General features: G+C 35.1%; 13 protein-coding genes. 7 read left to right on the forward strand and 6 right to left on the reverse strand.

The window, feature by feature from the left end:
- The first annotated feature begins 417 nt into the window (after positions 1-417).
- On the forward strand, positions 418-1,899 hold the full coding sequence (locus EHE21_RS13950; protein ID WP_194950968.1) for an aldehyde dehydrogenase family protein: 1,482 nt from the start codon (positions 418-420) through the stop codon (positions 1,897-1,899).
- Positions 1,900-2,086: 187 nt separating this feature from the next.
- Here EHE21_RS13950 and EHE21_RS13955 read toward each other — a convergent pair whose 3' ends face one another.
- A complete protein-coding gene (locus tag EHE21_RS13955; protein ID WP_194950969.1) occupies positions 2,087-3,487 on the reverse strand; it encodes an alanine/glycine:cation symporter family protein in 1,401 nt (466 codons plus the stop codon).
- 195 nt (positions 3,488-3,682) lie between these two features.
- Between EHE21_RS13955 and clcA the strand changes: the two genes are divergently transcribed.
- Positions 3,683-5,104: a H(+)/Cl(-) exchange transporter ClcA gene (clcA, locus tag EHE21_RS13960; protein ID WP_194950970.1), complete on the forward strand. Its 1,422-nt coding sequence runs from the start codon at positions 3,683-3,685 to the stop codon at positions 5,102-5,104.
- A 69-nt stretch (positions 5,105-5,173) separates the two neighbouring features.
- On the opposite strand, the gene tehB is transcribed toward clcA, so the two are convergent.
- From tehB to EHE21_RS13985, 5 genes are all read right to left on the reverse strand, one after another.
- The gene (gene tehB, locus EHE21_RS13965) at positions 5,174-6,028 is read right to left on the reverse strand and encodes an SAM-dependent methyltransferase TehB (protein WP_088494891.1); all 855 of its coding nucleotides are present in this window, start codon (positions 6,026-6,028) and stop codon (positions 5,174-5,176) included.
- A gap of 78 nt (positions 6,029-6,106) precedes the next feature.
- Positions 6,107-7,279: an NAD-binding protein gene (locus tag EHE21_RS13970; RefSeq protein WP_194950971.1), complete on the reverse strand. Its 1,173-nt coding sequence runs from the start codon at positions 7,277-7,279 to the stop codon at positions 6,107-6,109.
- A 22-nt stretch (positions 7,280-7,301) separates the two neighbouring features.
- Positions 7,302-8,387: a linear amide C-N hydrolase gene (locus EHE21_RS13975; RefSeq protein WP_194952674.1), complete on the reverse strand. Its 1,086-nt coding sequence runs from the start codon at positions 8,385-8,387 to the stop codon at positions 7,302-7,304.
- Between the two features lie 230 nt (positions 8,388-8,617).
- Entirely contained in the window at positions 8,618-9,196 is a 579-nt protein-coding gene (locus EHE21_RS13980) for a YceI family protein (protein ID WP_194950972.1), read from the reverse strand.
- A gap of 33 nt (positions 9,197-9,229) precedes the next feature.
- Positions 9,230-9,784 (reverse strand): cytochrome b, encoded by a 555-nt coding sequence (locus EHE21_RS13985; protein WP_194950973.1) that lies wholly within the window; start codon positions 9,782-9,784, stop codon positions 9,230-9,232.
- A gap of 1,014 nt (positions 9,785-10,798) precedes the next feature.
- On the opposite strand from EHE21_RS13985, the gene EHE21_RS13990 reads away from it, so the two are divergent.
- The 5 genes from EHE21_RS13990 (at position 10,799) to EHE21_RS14010 (ending at position 16,261) form a co-directional block, all read left to right on the forward strand.
- On the forward strand, positions 10,799-11,626 hold the full coding sequence (locus EHE21_RS13990) for a MurR/RpiR family transcriptional regulator (RefSeq protein WP_088494885.1): 828 nt from the start codon (positions 10,799-10,801) through the stop codon (positions 11,624-11,626).
- A gap of 242 nt (positions 11,627-11,868) precedes the next feature.
- Entirely contained in the window at positions 11,869-12,618 is a 750-nt protein-coding gene (locus EHE21_RS13995; RefSeq protein WP_194950974.1) for a YadA-like family protein, read from the forward strand.
- A gap of 234 nt (positions 12,619-12,852) precedes the next feature.
- Positions 12,853-13,341, forward strand: a complete 489-nt coding sequence (locus tag EHE21_RS14000; RefSeq protein ID WP_194950975.1) for an N-acetyltransferase — start codon at positions 12,853-12,855, stop codon at positions 13,339-13,341.
- A gap of 329 nt (positions 13,342-13,670) precedes the next feature.
- Positions 13,671-15,230, forward strand: coding sequence for a sulfatase-like hydrolase/transferase (locus EHE21_RS14005; RefSeq protein WP_194950976.1), 1,560 nt, complete (start codon positions 13,671-13,673; stop codon positions 15,228-15,230).
- 146 nt (positions 15,231-15,376) lie between these two features.
- Entirely contained in the window at positions 15,377-16,261 is an 885-nt protein-coding gene (locus EHE21_RS14010) for an OmpG porin family protein (RefSeq protein ID WP_194950977.1), read from the forward strand.
- Positions 16,262-16,276: the final 15 nt, after the last annotated feature.

Genomic DNA, 16,276 nt, shown 5'->3' on the forward strand with positions numbered 1-16,276 from the left:
TTTATAAGAGCGAAAGGGCAATATTGAACAATTTAAATGTTGTTTGATCTAACGCAATTTCTAGCAAATTTTTTAATATCCCTTTTTTTATCCTTTGATTTTGCTTAAGCCTCAAAATAATTTTCCCAAAAAAGAGAGCGCTATTGCATTGTGCCGATGATGACGAAATAAGAAGGAATGTTTAATGATTTTTGACGGTTATTTTTTGTTTAATCATATAAATACTGAGAGATGAAACGATTAAGTTTATCCATTTTTGTTAAGTCAGTAATATTCATTACTATTTTTTATAGTTAATATCACCTATTGCATCAATAGCTAATCAAATTATTTCAATTGAGATATGTTATTAGCACGAGTATTACGAAATGAAACTACACATTTGAATGATGCTCATCCCTACATTGGAGATTAAAAATGATTAAATTAAATAATGTTCCATCAGAATTTCGTCCTCTAGAAAGTTATAAAATGCTAATTGGAGGAGAATGGGTATCTAGCACATCGCAAAAAACAACGAAAACTTATAGCCCAGCTACGGGTGAATTATTAAGTGAATACCAATCTGGTAGTGCTGAAGATGTTGAACGCGCAGTCAGTGCTGCTCGTAAAGCATTCAAAACATGGAGTAAAACGTCACCAGCTGAGCGTCAAGCCCTCTTATTAAAAATCGCGGATCGCTTAGAGCAGGAACAAGAACGCTTTGCTTGGATTGAGTCATTAGATAATGGTAAGCCACTCAATGAGTCGAAAAACATAGATTTACCTGCCTCTATTGACCATTTTCGATATTTTGCAGGCGTGATACGCTCTCATACCGATGAAAGTGCCGTCCTAGACGAAAATACCATTAGCCTTGTTATTCGCGAACCTATTGGTGTGGTGGGTCAAATTATTCCGTGGAACTTCCCATTATTAATGGCAGCATGGAAATTGGCACCAGCGATTGCAGCGGGTGACACCGTGGTGATTAATCCAGCAACACTGACTTCCCTTTCATTATTAGAGCTAGGTCGTATTTTAAATGAAATATTACCAGCTGGTGTAATTAATATTGTTACCGGACGCGGATCTGTTGTAGGACAAGCTATTTTAGAGCACGAAGATATTGATAAACTTGCGTTTACTGGCTCTACCAATGTGGGTTATACCGTAGCAGAAGCTGCGGCGAAAAAAATGGTTCCAGCAACATTGGAATTAGGCGGTAAATCAGCCAATATCGTGTTCCCTGATGCGAATATGAAAAAAGCAGTCAAATATTCAGCATTGGCAATATTGATGAACCAAGGACAAGCTTGTGAATCAGGTTCACGTTTGTTCTTACATAAAGATATTCATGATGAATTTTTGAAAGCATTAAAAACTGAATTTGAGAGTATTCGTGTCGGCGACCCACTTGATCCGAATACACAAATGGGGACACAAGTTAGCCAAGATCAAATGGATACCATCTTAGGCTATGTTGAACTCGCGAAAAAAGAAGGTGCAACTGTTTTAACAGGTGGTGAGCGTATTACGGGTGAAGGTTATAATGACGGCTTCTTTGTTCGTCCAACCATCATCATCAATGCAACAAACCAAATGCGTGTTGCCCGAGAAGAAATTTTTGGACCTGTATTGTGTGTTATTCCATTCGATAATGAAGATGAAGTGATCGAAATGGCGAATGACTCTGAATATGGCCTTGGTGGTGGTGTTTGGACTCAAGATATTAACCGTGCCTTACGTGTTGCAAAAGCAGTAAGAACCGGCCGTATGTGGGTCAACACTTATCACGAACTCCCAGCTCACGCACCTTTTGGGGGTTACAAGAAATCAGGCTTAGGACGTGAAACACATAAAATGATGTTAGATGCTTATAGCCAAGTGAAAAACATCTTCATCAGTATGAAAGAATAAGATTTTCTCTCTTTTCTAAATTCTTATAAATATAATATCTATACTCATCTCTTCGCCTTCTCCCCAGAAGGCTTTTTATTATCTGTAATTTCTCAAACCTCAAGTTATCACCATAAAAAAACCGCATACTTATCGCGATAAAGCATGCGGTTTTATGTTGTGTTGTTAGCCAATAAGTGAGAACGAGTTACTCTGCTTCGGCTTCTTTTTTACTCACTGAGTGAGTTTCTTTATCTAATTCAATATTATCGGCGTTAACATCTTTTATATGATCTCTTGTTAAGCGATAAACAACAGGGCTTAATAAAGCTAATGCAATTAAGTTAGGAATAGCCATCATTGCATTGAGTGTATCGGCTAATAACCACACAAACTCTAACGATTGTGTCGCACCAACCGGTAACGCAATTAGCCATGCAACTCTAAATGGCATAATCGCTTTAGGTCCAAAAAGATATTGCACACATTTTTCACCGTAAAAACTCCAGCCTAAAATCGTGGTAAAGGCAAAAATAGCTAATGCAATTGCCACAATATAGTTACCTCCCGGAATAGCGGTAGAGAACGATGCGGCGGTTAATGTTGCTCCACTTTGCCCTGTTAACCATTGCCCTGTGATAACAATGGTTAATCCGGTAACAGAGCAGACGATGATGGTATCAATAAAAGTCCCCAACATCGCAATTAAACCTTGGCGAACAGGATTTTGTGTTTTTGCCGTCGCATGGGCAATAGGCGCACTACCCAATCCAGCTTCATTTGAGAAAACACCACGCGCTACACCAAAACGGATCGCCGCCCAAACAGCCGCACCCGCAAAACCACCTTGAGCAGCAACAGGCGTAAATGCTGATTTAACAATAAGGACAATTGCATCAGGGATCGCAGTCGCATTCAGTGCGAGAACAACAATACCTGCACCAAAATAGCCGACAGTCATAATAGGAACTAATTTACCGGCAACATCAGCAATACGCTTAATGCCCCCGATGAGTACAGCACCAACTAAAACAACGAGCACAATAGCAGTAATTGTCGTCGAAATACCAAAGTTGCTTTCCAGTACATCAGCGACAGAGTTTGCTTGTACTGTATTACCAATACCAAATCCCGCAAAACTACCAAAGACAGCAAAAACAGTACCTAGCCAAACCCAGTTTTTACCTAAGCCATTTTTGATGTAATACATTGGCCCACCGACATAGTTTCCGTATTTATCAACTTCACGGAAACGTACAGCAAGTACGGCTTCTGAATATTTGGTTGCCATTCCCACTAATGCGGTCATCCACATCCAGAACAATGCACCGGGACCACCTAAGACAACCGCTGTTGCAACACCAGCAATATTACCGGTTCCGATGGTGGCAGATAGCGCGGTCATTAAGGCATTAAATGGCGATATTTGCCCTTCACCTCTTTTATCATTTTTTTCAAATAAAAGCTTAAATCCTGTTCCTAACTTCCTAATCGGTAAAAAGCCAAGTCGAAACTGCATAAAAAGGCCGATACCGAGAATACCGACAAGCATCGGAACTCCCCATACCACGCCATTTATAGCGCTTAATATATTTGTGATGAAATCCATAATTTACCCTTTCTCGTCCAAATGTTATCTAAATATGTATTTTTTGTTATCAATTACACTAAAGATGAAAAAGTGAAAATATGCTAGAAAAAAAAACGACTAACTCTAAAATTGGCTTAGTTATGTGAGAAATATCACTTCATTATTAAATTACGCTATCATTAGGTTCATCGTTACAATACTTCAATCAAAGTTATGCATAATCATAAATCAGCACAAAACAGCCAAAATGAACGACGTTTTAATCTGTTCAGAAAAGCGCAAGAAACCAACCTTGCACCACTAAAGATCCTGTTATTGTCCGCTATAGTCGGCTCTTTAGCTGGGCTAGTGGGTGTTTTATTTGAAAAAAGCGTTAGTTGGGTGATTCATTTTCGACAAGAAGAATTTATTAAAACCTTTACCAATCCTTATATTCTAGCGATCTGCACATTACTCTTTTCCTCTATTCTGGCAATGCTGGGATACTATTTAGTCAAGAAAATTTCACCCGAATCAGGGGGCTCAGGAATACCTGAAATTGAAGGTGCCATGATAGATATTCGCCCTGTTCGTTGGTGGCGAGTATTACCTGTAAAATTTATTGCCAGTATTGGGACTTTAGGTTCTGGAATGGTATTAGGGCGAGAAGGCCCAACGGTACAATTAGGTGCCAATATTGGTCAGCTCGTAAATGATATTTCTCGAGTAAAAGATAAAGAGTCACGCCATACTCTATTAGCGACCGGAGCCGCAGCAGGATTAACTGCGGCTTTTAATGCTCCTCTGGCTGGTATTTTATTTATTATTGAAGAAATGCGTCCTCAATTTAAATACAGCCTTATTTCAATTAAAGCCGTCTTTATTGGCGTGATTATGTCTTGCATTGTTTTTCGCCTATTTAATGGTGAAGATGGTGTTATTCATATCGGTAAATTTTCATCTGCACCACTAAATACACTCTGGTTGTATTTAGTTTTGGGTATGTTATTTGGCATTATTGGCGTTATTTTCAGTAAATTACTTTTTTATGTTCAAACCCAGTTTCAACATTTTTATCAAGATAAAACATCACGTTTCGTTTTAACAGGCGGGATCATTGGTGGGCTTTGTGGCTTATTAGCACTAATTATTCCTGAAATAACGGGGGGTGGATTTAGTATTATTCCAGCATTAAGCACAGGGCAATATTCTCTTATCGCGCTATTACTTTTCTTTGTTTTACGAACTATAACATCCATTATCAGTTTTGCCTCTGGTGCTCCTGGCGGTATATTCGCCCCCACTCTGGCATTAGGTACGCTATTTGGCAGCGCCTTCGGATTAACTGCAACCTTACTTTTCCCTGATTATCAAATTCAAATTGGTACGTTTGCTATTGCAGGAATGGGCGCTTTATTTGCAGCAACCGTAAGAGCACCTCTAACCGGGATCGTCCTCGTATTAGAAATGACTGATAATTATCAACTTATCCTACCGATGATCATTACCTGTTTAGGTGCAACAATGTTGGCTCAATTATTAGGTGGCCGCCCTATTTATACGGTTTTATTAGAACGAATATTGCAAAAGTCTGAGGCAAAAGAACAAACAAACCAAGCCGATGACATTAAAAGTGATAAATTACCACAACAATAAAACTCGCTTAAACAGACAAAAAAATACCCCAATTATTTGGGGTATTTAAAAAGAGACGATTGAACTTAACTATTTTTTACGTGCGATTAAAGTAGCAAAGTTTAAGGCGATACGATTTCCATTTGCATCTGTTTTATGTAGATGCCCTGGGTTTTCATTATATTTAATAATTTCCCAGTCTTTATAATAATCAGCTAATTCGTTTGGACGTAAAAAGGTTTTAAATGGAATTTCAGCAGGATCACTATTTGGCGTTTCAACAGGGCAAACAATCACATTAATACCGTTAGAGTTGGTACATTCCTGCATGTTTTTAATAATACTTTCAATACGTTCCCGTTGACAGAACATCAATACAACCGTTGAAAGAATAATATCGTATTTCTCTGTCAGTGAAGCTTCATTAATATCATATAAGCCGCTTTTTACCGCTAACCCTGTTTTGGTTTTAACTGCTTCAATGGCATCAATATGTGAAGCATTAATATCTAACGCTGTTACATCATAACCTTGAGACGCTAAATAAAAACTGTTTCGACCACGACCTGCACCTAAATCTAACACCTTGCAAGGTTGGGTAAACGTTGCCATATAACGCACTTCAGAATGTGGTAATGATAAGTCGTTTTCTTTAAATAGCTTATCTTCAGGAGCACATAAAAAAGAGAGCTGACAAAGAACATCATCGCTTGCTTTATCTATTTTATGCCACTGTTGAGGTTGAATTAAAGGTGGCTGATTTTCAGTATCACACTCCACTGAAATTTGTGAACCATCATCATTAAAAACAACAAATGTCATGTTACCTTGCAATACCCGCATTTGAGCATAAGTGCCTTCCTTTGTATTATGACGTTCTAATAACGCTAAAGGAATGGATGTACGAGTCCACTCTGGCATTGTTTTATAACTTACAAGTTCCATAATTCAACCTCACTTAAGATGCATTTTAAATACATCTTATGGTAATCATTATCTTTCGTAAAGAAGGTTTTATCAAAATTATGATTTTAAATATTTGTTTAAAAGCAAATCAGTCACATCCGATGAAGAAATAGATTCACCACACAAAACTTTCATCATAATTTCTTTACCTAATGATGCTAAAGAGAACAACATATCTGGGCGTAACCGACTGATTTTATCTCTATTTTCATCTTGATTAATAATAGTGATCAATTTGGCATCGACATTAGAACATTCTTGGATAGTCAGTAAAATAAAGGTATTTTCTGCATCACTTTCAGATAAAGTCGCCACCCAACTCGCTTTCGCAATATTGGCAGATAGCAATGTTTTAAGATTAGTAGGATCGCCTTCAATAATATTGGCTTGCGTGTCATAAGAGGCTTTACTTTTATCGGTACAAATCGCAATAACCGGTTTTCCTTGCTCTCTCAGCCCTTTTTCTAATTGAGAAGCTAATGCTGATGAACCAATAATAATAAAATGATTATGCATTTTAGCGATCCTTTTCTTAACAATATCGCGAGTGCCACGCGCAAGAAATCCCATGACGTACACAATGGACGTAGTAAAAACAGTTATTCCTAAGATAACAACAGTGAGAGTAAAAATACGTGCATTCGTGCTAATTGGCACAATATCGCCAAATCCTAGTGTCGTCATACAGACAATAGAAAAATAGAACGCATCCATCAACGTTGTAATATGAGGCTTAAACTCATCACCAATATAAAGACTTCCCAGCATTGAGAATAACAGCAAAGAAAGGATACAGATAAAAGCCACAAAGCCAGCACTAGTTAAACTATGATGCGGAAATGCACGCCAACTCATTAACAGCCCAATCGCTAAAATAAAAGAAAAATAGGATTGAAAATCCATTTGCTGATAAACAGCGACATCAAGAAAAATAATGGTGGCTAATAAAATCAAAGAAACGCACCACGCAATTCTGACGCCCAAATACATAAATATTGAAAGCAAGATTAAGGCACAAGCCAACATGACCTTGGGTATATCAAGAAGTTTTAATACCCCTAAAGATTTAAGCCATGCTGAAAACCCATGAATTTCCCAATCCAGATAAATGCCACGAGACAGCAAAATAGAGTAAATGATAAAAATACCATTTAAGATAAGTAATAAAGACATCATTTTTCTTGTCACTTTAGATGTCTCTATCACATTTAGTATTGCGGATAATTTCATATTAGATATCGTAAATACTCAGCTAGTTATTTAAAGGAATATTATCTAATCCTTGAAATTTAAAAGGTTCTGCGGGTTTAAAATGACTTGTCGCATTCGCTGAATAGATTATCGACTGCTCTTCACCTAAAGGTAATGTCATTACTTTTCCATTCTCTTTTGAAAAATCAATTTCCTTTAAATTAACCCAAAAGGTATTCGGCGATAATGCTGATTCGAAAAAATATAATTGATTTTTATGATCAGCAACAGTTCTCCAGCGTGTAGATGAAATTTCTGGTGACTCAACCGTACTTAATCCATAAGGCACAGATACATTTCTGATCACACCAAATACGCTAGCAAGAGATTTTTTACTCGATTGAGCTTTAGGAATAGCATTAACATAAAAAGAAGCTCTGGCAAAGCGATCTGAAGCTCGGTTAGTCCCCGGTAACATCACAGTTCCACCAATTTGTTGCCAATAACTATTTAACGCTAATTGTTCTGAAAAAATAGGTGAGTTCGTCATCACTTGATACTCTTTGCTGTGATGAATCACTTGCTTGCCATTAATATATTCAATAATGGCACTATCTCCCGTTGCATCTGAAAGCGAGAGGTGTAATGTTGCCATTCTATCTTGCCCAGGAACTTTATCTGTTAATACAATAAAAGGCTCACTGTCTAATGCATTCACAGCTTCTTCAACTGAAGCAAAATTATCTAACACATATTGCGCCCATGCAGAAATTGAAATTGCCGGTTTCTCTTTGGTATATGCTGGATAATCTGATTCCGCTAACCACAATAAATTAGCCACTAAACCTTTTTCATTCATACCATCTGTCGTAGAAATATCATAACCGGATGCAATCACACTTCCATATTTAGATGTCCATTTTATTGAGTTATCACCCGCTTCTCCTGAGCGTTGCATTCCTTGTGGAAATATCCATAAATTTGTTCCTATGTCATATTTCCAGTCCATCGAGCGAGCTGTGATAATTTGGTTATTGTCACCTAAATAAACAAGTCGAGTACATGCATCAGCATCTGTAATACCTACTGTAAAAAAACCAGATATAAGTAGAGTGCCCAAAAAAGTATGGCGTAATTTTTTCATTATGACTCTTTCCTGTTAAACAAATGGATAGCTTCTTGGTTATGACCTTTCTTTGTACGGACTTAAAATAGATAAAGCCTCAACATAAATATTAATCCTATAAAAAATAAGAATTAGTACTTAAGTATAAGATCATTCATCATAATTGTGCATAAAAAAACCGATACGTTAAGGTATCGGTTTATAAATCATCTAGGTAATAAGAGGCTTTGTTGCCCTAAAAAAGCATTTAATTACGCTTTTTTTACACCTTCAACAGAGATAATTAATTCTGCTTCTTGTGATTTTGGTCCTAAGTCTGATTTAAAATTAAACTCTTTCAGATTCACTTTACCTGTTGCTTCAAAACCAGCGCGATAACCTTTCCAAGGATCAGTACCTTCGCCAATTAATTTTGCATTTAATGAAATAGGTTTAGTCACACCATTTAATGTCAAATCACCGGTAACAACATAGTTTTCGCCATCACGAGTAACTTGAGTTGAAACAAATCGGGCTTCAGGATATTTGCTTGCATTAAAGAAATCAGCGCTACGTAAGTGCTTATCACGTTCTGCGTGATTAGTGTCTAAGCTTCCTGTTTTAATCACAACATCAACTTTGTCTTTTGATGGATCTTCTTTATCGTAACTAAATGTACCATCGAAATCTTTAAAAGTGCCGTATAACCAGCTATAGCCTAAATGTTGGATACGAAACTGTACAAATGCGTGTTGGCCTTGTTTATCAATAGCATAATCTGCGGCTAAAGCAGTACTTGCATTAAATAACAACGCACCTGCGGTTAAACCTAATAAAGCTTTCTTAAACATCGTTATCTCCATAATTTCGTTTTATAAGTTTAATTATTTAGTTCGCATTCCTAGCATGCGTTTTAACGTGACATCTTTATCAATAAAATGATGTTTTAAAGCGCCAGCAGCATGTAATAACGATAATAAAACCACTGACCAGGCTAAATAAAGATGAATATCACCTGCTAAATCCGCTTGCTCGGCTTCCCCTGTAAAAATGGCAGGCACAGAAAACCAATCAAATACAGATATAGCTTGTCCATCAGCGGTTGAAATTAAATAACCACTAATCAGAATAGAAAATAAGATTAAATATAAAAGCATATGTGCAATATGGGCACTAATGCGTGTCAACTTACTATAACTTGATAAAGCTTTAGGAGATGGAGAGATCCAACGCCATATCACACGCACTATCAAAATAATAAACAAAAGAATACCAATGCTCTTGTGTATTTCAGGTGCAGAATGATACCAACTATCATAATACCCTAGCGTCACCATCCACAGCCCTAAAGCAAACATACCATAGACAGTCAGCGCCGACCCCCAATGTAAAAGGAGAGACAAGTGCCCATAGCGAGACGCATTATTTCGCCATTGCATAATAAAAATCCAATAGTTTCTAATTCATTACAATAATGTTATCTAGTTTAGTGTATTGAGAATAAATTGTTAGCCCATAATCCAACAAATAATTTGCTTATCATTATCAATAATAATCAATAAGTAATGGGCTCTTATTAGTCACTCTGTTGATTATCTAATCAATGACATTGTTGGATCGGATTTTTTTAAAATAAGATAGGTGTATTGGCAGGTGTTTATATACATAATAAAAAGAATAGATGGAGAAGTAAAAATAAGAGGCGAAATAAGATCAATACAACAATTGTCCAACCATAAAAACAATTGTATTTTTTACTTATTCTAAATTAGAGCTTATTAAACAAAATACAATAATAATGAGAGGAACCGTAAAAAAAACGGATAACCAGCGCATTTCTCGTACAACACCAAAAATAATCCCAACAATACAAACAAAAAATATAACTGGCATCATTTCTGAGTAGTGATCATGACAATAGTACATTAATAAATTAATCCACGAATGATCGTTTTGCATATAAAAATTTCAACCAATAAAAATAAATTTAAATTAAGATAGTGATAAATTACTATCATTAACAAATAAAACAAGTGTCGTATTATAAATATCAATCATCGCGCACAAAGATATTAAAACACTCCACATTTTAAATAGAGACAATATTAGCAAATAAAAATAACAATCTAAGTTAAATTTCCGACAATATAAAACAAACAAGGTCAAATAAGGCTAATCCATTCAAATAAAATCAACATTATTATTAATATCACATTAGTTAAATGAAATAATAATTTCATTTAGTTTCAAATAAAGAAAATTAATTTCGAGAAGTGATAATAAAAGTAATAAAGAATAAATAAAATAGAGTTTTAAACATCAAATAATTACCTTTAGGTCATTCATTTACTTGAAATTAACTCTATATTTCATTTTAATTGCTATTAGCTAAAAACATTCAAATCTCAAGCAAAAAACACTACAATTACAATAGTATTTTTATTGAGGGCACTATGTCTACTGCAACAAATCTGAATGAACTACAGGAACAAGTTCGCTCCCGCTATAATGGATTAAGTAAAAGGCTACAGCAGGTTGCACATTATCTACTTGATAATAAAAACAGTGTGGCATTTGATACAATTGCGATCCTTGCAGATAAAGCAAATGTTCCTCCATCGACATTAATTCGTTTTGCCAACGCATTTCATTTCAATGGCTTTAATGAAATGAAACAATTATTTCAAAATCATTTGATGAATGAAATGATAAACGAAAATGAAAATTTAACTTATAAACAAAAATATAAAGAGGAGCTTCCTAATCTGAATGAGCCTGCCTATATTCTGCAAGAATTTGCACAAGCAAATAGCCATTCATTGCAACAATTGGCAAATCAGACTCACAGAGAAATGTTAAATAAAACATTACAATTACTCGAACACGCTGACACAATTTATATTTGTGGCTTTCATCACTCATTCAGTGCTGCAAGTTACTTTTTCCATGCTCTCTCGCATATCCCTTGTGAGACTGTTTTTGTCAACAGCCTAGGTGGGATGTACAAAGAGCAATTGAGAAATATTACACATCGTGATGTGCTCTTTGGCATTCACTTCCACCCGTATTCAGATGAAATGCAAAAAATGTGTGAAATGGCGACTTACAAAGAAGCAAAACAGATTATTGTTACTGATAGTCCAATTAGCCCATTAGCAAGTCTAAGTGATGTTTGTTTAACAGTTAAAGAAGCTCAAATAAAAACCTTTCGTTCTCAAACGTCAACAATGTGTTTACTACAAGCAATTTCCGTCGCTTTTGCTTTTAGAAAAAAAAATTAATAACTTTATATCCTAAACTGCATCTTAATTAAGGTGCAGCTTTCCATAAAATAGATAGTTATAAAATGGACAATTATAAAATACTATTTAATTAAATATAACTATTAACTACATATTAAATAGCTTAGTATTTTATTTAAAACTATTTTTAAGAGCAAATACAGAATGTTTTATTTGTGATGAGAAAAGCAATCATTTAGCATTAATTAATACCACCAAAGATCATTACAGGATTAAATTAAATGCTATTTAAAAAATTATTTTTAATTGTTTTCTTATTTCCAACCCTCTCCTATTCTAATACTCATTCAATAAAAGAAAATAAAGAAGATCCAATAGTCGTTAATATTCCTAGTATTTCATTAGGTGAAAAAAGTAACGCATCTGGTAACGGTTCAATTGCAATAGGAACAAATAGCCAAGCTAAAAATACACACTCAGTTGCTATTGGGACTAATTCATTAGCAACGGAAGAAAATACAGTATCGTTTGGTAATATTGAAAATAAACACACTTCTCGATTAGTTAATATTAGTGATGGTAAAAACAATACAGATGCCGTTAATCTTATTCAAACTAAAAAACTGGTAGATAAAAATAGAATAGCAACAAATAATGCCATCAATCAGCTAAAGAGAACTGTCAGTACAGATATCAGTGATCTCAAAACCCATGTTAATGATTTTGATAATTATTACAGAAAAAGACAGGCTGAAATCACAGATTCAATTGCAAATTTAGATAAAGAAATTATTGCGTTAGAGAAAAAAGTATTTGCTGGCATTGCTTCATCTGTTGCAATGACTAGCATTCCTTATCTTAGTCATCACACCTTAAGTGGTGGAATTGGTATTAGTAATTATCGAACAGGCACAGCATTTGCTGGCGGTGTACAATATAAGCCGAATAACGATATTGCATTTAGATTAAACTCCTCCATTAATAGTGAAAAAGAAATTATTATTGGCGGTGGATTAGCTTATGGTTGGTAAACGATCTTCTTTTCTATAATTAAATTATTAAAAGATAACCTTATAATTAAAGCAGTAATTACTACGTAATATTACTGCTTTTTTTTATAAAAAGTATTTCAAGTCATAATTAATAAAAATAAATTATCTAATGAAAAATTGATAAGTTTAACTTTAGTATTTCTAATATATTTTTGTAATATAGATTATTTTTTATATACTAGGATTATAAGCTAGAGTAAAAAGGAATAAAAAATGAATTACATATTTCAAAAAATGACCTCCAAAGATATTAATGCAGTCGCACTATTATTACAGGCAAATTCCGAATCTCAGCAAGGTGGATTATATGGCGAATATCCTCTAGATAAAGTTGAGGCGATGTATCAAAGTAGCACTAACACCATTGTTGCACTTTACCAAGAAAATATTGTGGCTGTTGTTTTTAGCTTTCCTGTTACCTCTTTTTCGATCCCACCAATTGCTCAAGCTATTAATCAACACTTTCCAGAAATAACACAAAATAATTGGTTTTACGGTCCTGTGTGTATAGATAAATCTCACCGTGGAAAATCCCTATTAAAAGATCTCTACCAGCAGATCTGTTCTTTACATGGCGGGCATCCTATTGCATTTGTGAATAGTGAAAATATTCGGTCACTAAAAGCACATCAAAAATTAGGTATGGAGATCGTTAAAAATTTTGAGTTCAAAGGCACATCTTGGTGGGTCATTAAAGGATAATGAAAACAAACGAAAGAAAAATACTTACACTTTCTGTTATTCAGCTTTCTGGCAAAAAATGGAGGCTTTTAAGTATTTTTGCTATCGCCATCACAAAATAAATAATATCCATATAAATCAGTGTAATATATAAAACAATAAAAAGTTAATCTATTCTTAACAATATCTCAACTCCTATTTTAGCTGTCAAATTGCTTACAATTTGACATCATTCTGTGATCTCCCTTTCAATTCTTGATCTTTCGTTAACTTACTTTTTGATCTTACACAAAAGTATAAATAAGATAAAAGCCACCAATTCGAAAGTAAACGTAAAATAGGAGGAAGCAATGACTGTTTCCCGCAGAACTTTTATCAAAGGACTCGCAGCCAGCGGTGCAGCAATGACTGTTTCTACCCCTGTTATTGCTAATTCAGGGAATTCGGCTTCTAACACGCGATCGCGTCCAGAGAATGCCCCTAACCTATTAATTGTTTTCCCAGATGAAATGCGTGCTCATGCATTACAGTTTATGGGGGAAGACCCTTCAATTACACCTAATTTGAATAAATTTGCGAAGCAAGCCAAAGTAATGACGCAGATGGCTTCAAACTACCCTCTTTGCTCTCCATTTCGCGGCATGTTTATGACAGGCCAATACCCTGTTCGTAATGGTATTACAGGAAATGCGCATGACTACGGTGGTAAAGTAGGTATTGATTTATCTCCTTATGCTAAATGTTGGTCTGATGTTTTAAAATCGCTCGATTACAGCACTGGTTATATCGGTAAATGGCACCTTGATGCGCCTTACGAACCATTTATTGAAAGTTATAACAATCCAATGGAAGGCCGCTATTGGAATGAATGGGCAGCACCAGATAGACGCCATGGTTTTGATTTTTGGTATTCTTATGGCACTTACGATTTACATTTAAAACCAATGTATTGGGCAAACGATACCCCTCGTGATAAGCCAATTTACATTGATCAATGGGGACCTGAACATGAAGCTGATATGGCAATCAAGTTCCTCAAAAATGAAAATAATCAATTTAGAGACAATTCAAAACCATTTGCATTAGTGGTTTCAATGAATCCACCTCATTCACCTTATGATCAAGTACCGAAAAAATACCTCGATGCTTATCAAGGTAAGACCTCAAAAGAGCTAAATACACGTCCTAATGTGCAGTGGGATACTGAATATCAAGAAGGTTATGGCCCTCAATATTTCAAAGAATATATGGCGATGGTCAATGGTGTTGATGAGCAATTTGGTCGCATCGTAGATGAATTAGAAAAACAAGGTCTTGCAGATAATACTCTTGTTGTTTTCTTCTCTGATCATGGCAGTTGCTTAGGAGCAAATGGACAAGCAACAAAAAATAATCCTTATGAAGAATCCATGCGTGTTCCTATGATGTTTCGTTTACCAGGTAAAATTAAACCGGGTTCTGACGATGCATTAATGTCAGCACCAGATATTTATCCGACTATCTTAGGGCTACTTGGTTTATCAGAATGGATCCCTGATTCAGTAGAAGGTACTGATCTTGCAGATAGAGTAGTCACAGGCAAAGGCGACACAGCAAACTCTCAGCTTTATCTCTTTATTCCTTATGGTGAACCTTCATTTGGTAAACGAGGGGTAAGAACCAAAACTCATACTTTGGTTATAGATAGACAAGATGGGCAACCATTGAAATATACTTTATATGACAATGTGAACGATCCATATCAAATGAAAAATATTGCCAAAGATAATATGACTTTAATTGAGAAATTAATTAAAGAAGAATTAACCCCTTGGTTGGAAAAAACAGGAGATTCTTGGCGCGCTACTGAATTCATTACGGCAACAACCAATAAATTAAATAAAACAATATCGACATGTAAAGAAAAATAATAAAAATATCTGCGCCATAATTTTATGGCGCTATATATAAACCCAATTCGCTGATATAAAAAATCCTTTTAATAATATAAAGGGAAAGATGTCCTACACCTAAAAACTGACACAAATAAAAGCGAATAAAGAATTGGATATATACCATGAACAAACTTCGTATTGCTCTTTTTTTACCTCTTCTTGGCTTAGGTTTAACTTCTTTTCATACTCAGGCAGCTAATGTCAACGCCATGTTTTCTTGGGAAACAGCAGATTACGATACACCAAATAACTATGCTGGTTATCGTGTGGATTTTAATATTAATCCAGATAAATCTAACTGGTATTTCGATGTTGGTTTTCGTCAACGTGAGCATGACAATAAGAACCGTTATCAACGTTATGATTTACAGGGTAGTTATCGTTTTAAATTAAATAATGGTTGGATCCAACCCGGTTTAAAAGTACGTCAAGATCTGACGAACTATGATAATGGTAGCCGCTTAACCATTGATTTTTATGAATCAAAAACCAATTACCAATTTCCAATTAATAAAGATTGGGTTTTAACGGGTAGCGTTTTATTTGGCTTACAAAAGAAAGAAGACAAACGTAGTAATGGAGTCACAAATACGGATTATTTAGGCTGGGAAATTGAACCGGGTCTACGTTATTTTGTCACTCCTAATATTAATACAACTGTGGCTTATTTTGATGGTGGTAAACAAGCAATACGACATGAAGAATACGACACAAAAGAAACAAACCATAATCAACAATTACGTATGTATGTAAACTGGACGACTCCAATAGGATTAATTGTTTCTCCATCAATGCGTAAATCTATTTTTGGAAAAATAGAAGATAGAACAAATAAAGGCGTTTATATCGAAAAAGATATGACACGTTATACCTTACAAATGGCTTATCAAATATCACCTCAATGGCGAGTCATGACGGAATATTATAATGAACGAGTTGAAAATAAAAACGATGGAAGTAAATCAACTCAGGATTATTTCAAAGTTTCATTCCGAGCAACATTCTAATAATTAAAATCATAT

It is taken from the genome of Proteus sp. GOKU (genome assembly GCF_015475555.1).
GTDB classification, from domain to species: Bacteria; Pseudomonadota; Gammaproteobacteria; order Enterobacterales; family Enterobacteriaceae; genus Proteus; species Proteus mirabilis_B.

Excerpts from the sequence above, each read along its gene's own strand:
- EHE21_RS13990 (WP_088494885.1), top strand. The coding sequence starts at position 10,799 with ATGTCTACTGCAACAAATCTGAATGAACTACAGGAACAAGTTCGCTCC.
- EHE21_RS14005 (WP_194950976.1), top strand. The coding sequence starts at position 13,671 with ATGACTGTTTCCCGCAGAACTTTTATCAAAGGACTCGCAGCCAGCGGT.
- EHE21_RS13955 (WP_194950969.1), bottom strand. The coding sequence starts at position 3,487 with ATGGATTTCATCACAAATATATTAAGCGCTATAAATGGCGTGGTATGG.
- EHE21_RS13985 (WP_194950973.1), bottom strand. The coding sequence starts at position 9,784 with ATGCAATGGCGAAATAATGCGTCTCGCTATGGGCACTTGTCTCTCCTT.
- EHE21_RS13980 (WP_194950972.1), bottom strand. The coding sequence starts at position 9,196 with ATGTTTAAGAAAGCTTTATTAGGTTTAACCGCAGGTGCGTTGTTATTT.
- EHE21_RS14010 (WP_194950977.1), top strand. The coding sequence starts at position 15,377 with ATGAACAAACTTCGTATTGCTCTTTTTTTACCTCTTCTTGGCTTAGGT.
- EHE21_RS14000 (WP_194950975.1), top strand. The coding sequence starts at position 12,853 with ATGAATTACATATTTCAAAAAATGACCTCCAAAGATATTAATGCAGTC.
- EHE21_RS13995 (WP_194950974.1), top strand. The coding sequence starts at position 11,869 with ATGCTATTTAAAAAATTATTTTTAATTGTTTTCTTATTTCCAACCCTC.
- EHE21_RS13950 (WP_194950968.1), top strand. The coding sequence starts at position 418 with ATGATTAAATTAAATAATGTTCCATCAGAATTTCGTCCTCTAGAAAGT.
- tehB (WP_088494891.1), bottom strand. The coding sequence starts at position 6,028 with ATGGAACTTGTAAGTTATAAAACAATGCCAGAGTGGACTCGTACATCC.
- EHE21_RS13970 (WP_194950971.1), bottom strand. The coding sequence starts at position 7,279 with ATGAAATTATCCGCAATACTAAATGTGATAGAGACATCTAAAGTGACA.
- clcA (WP_194950970.1), top strand. The coding sequence starts at position 3,683 with ATGCATAATCATAAATCAGCACAAAACAGCCAAAATGAACGACGTTTT.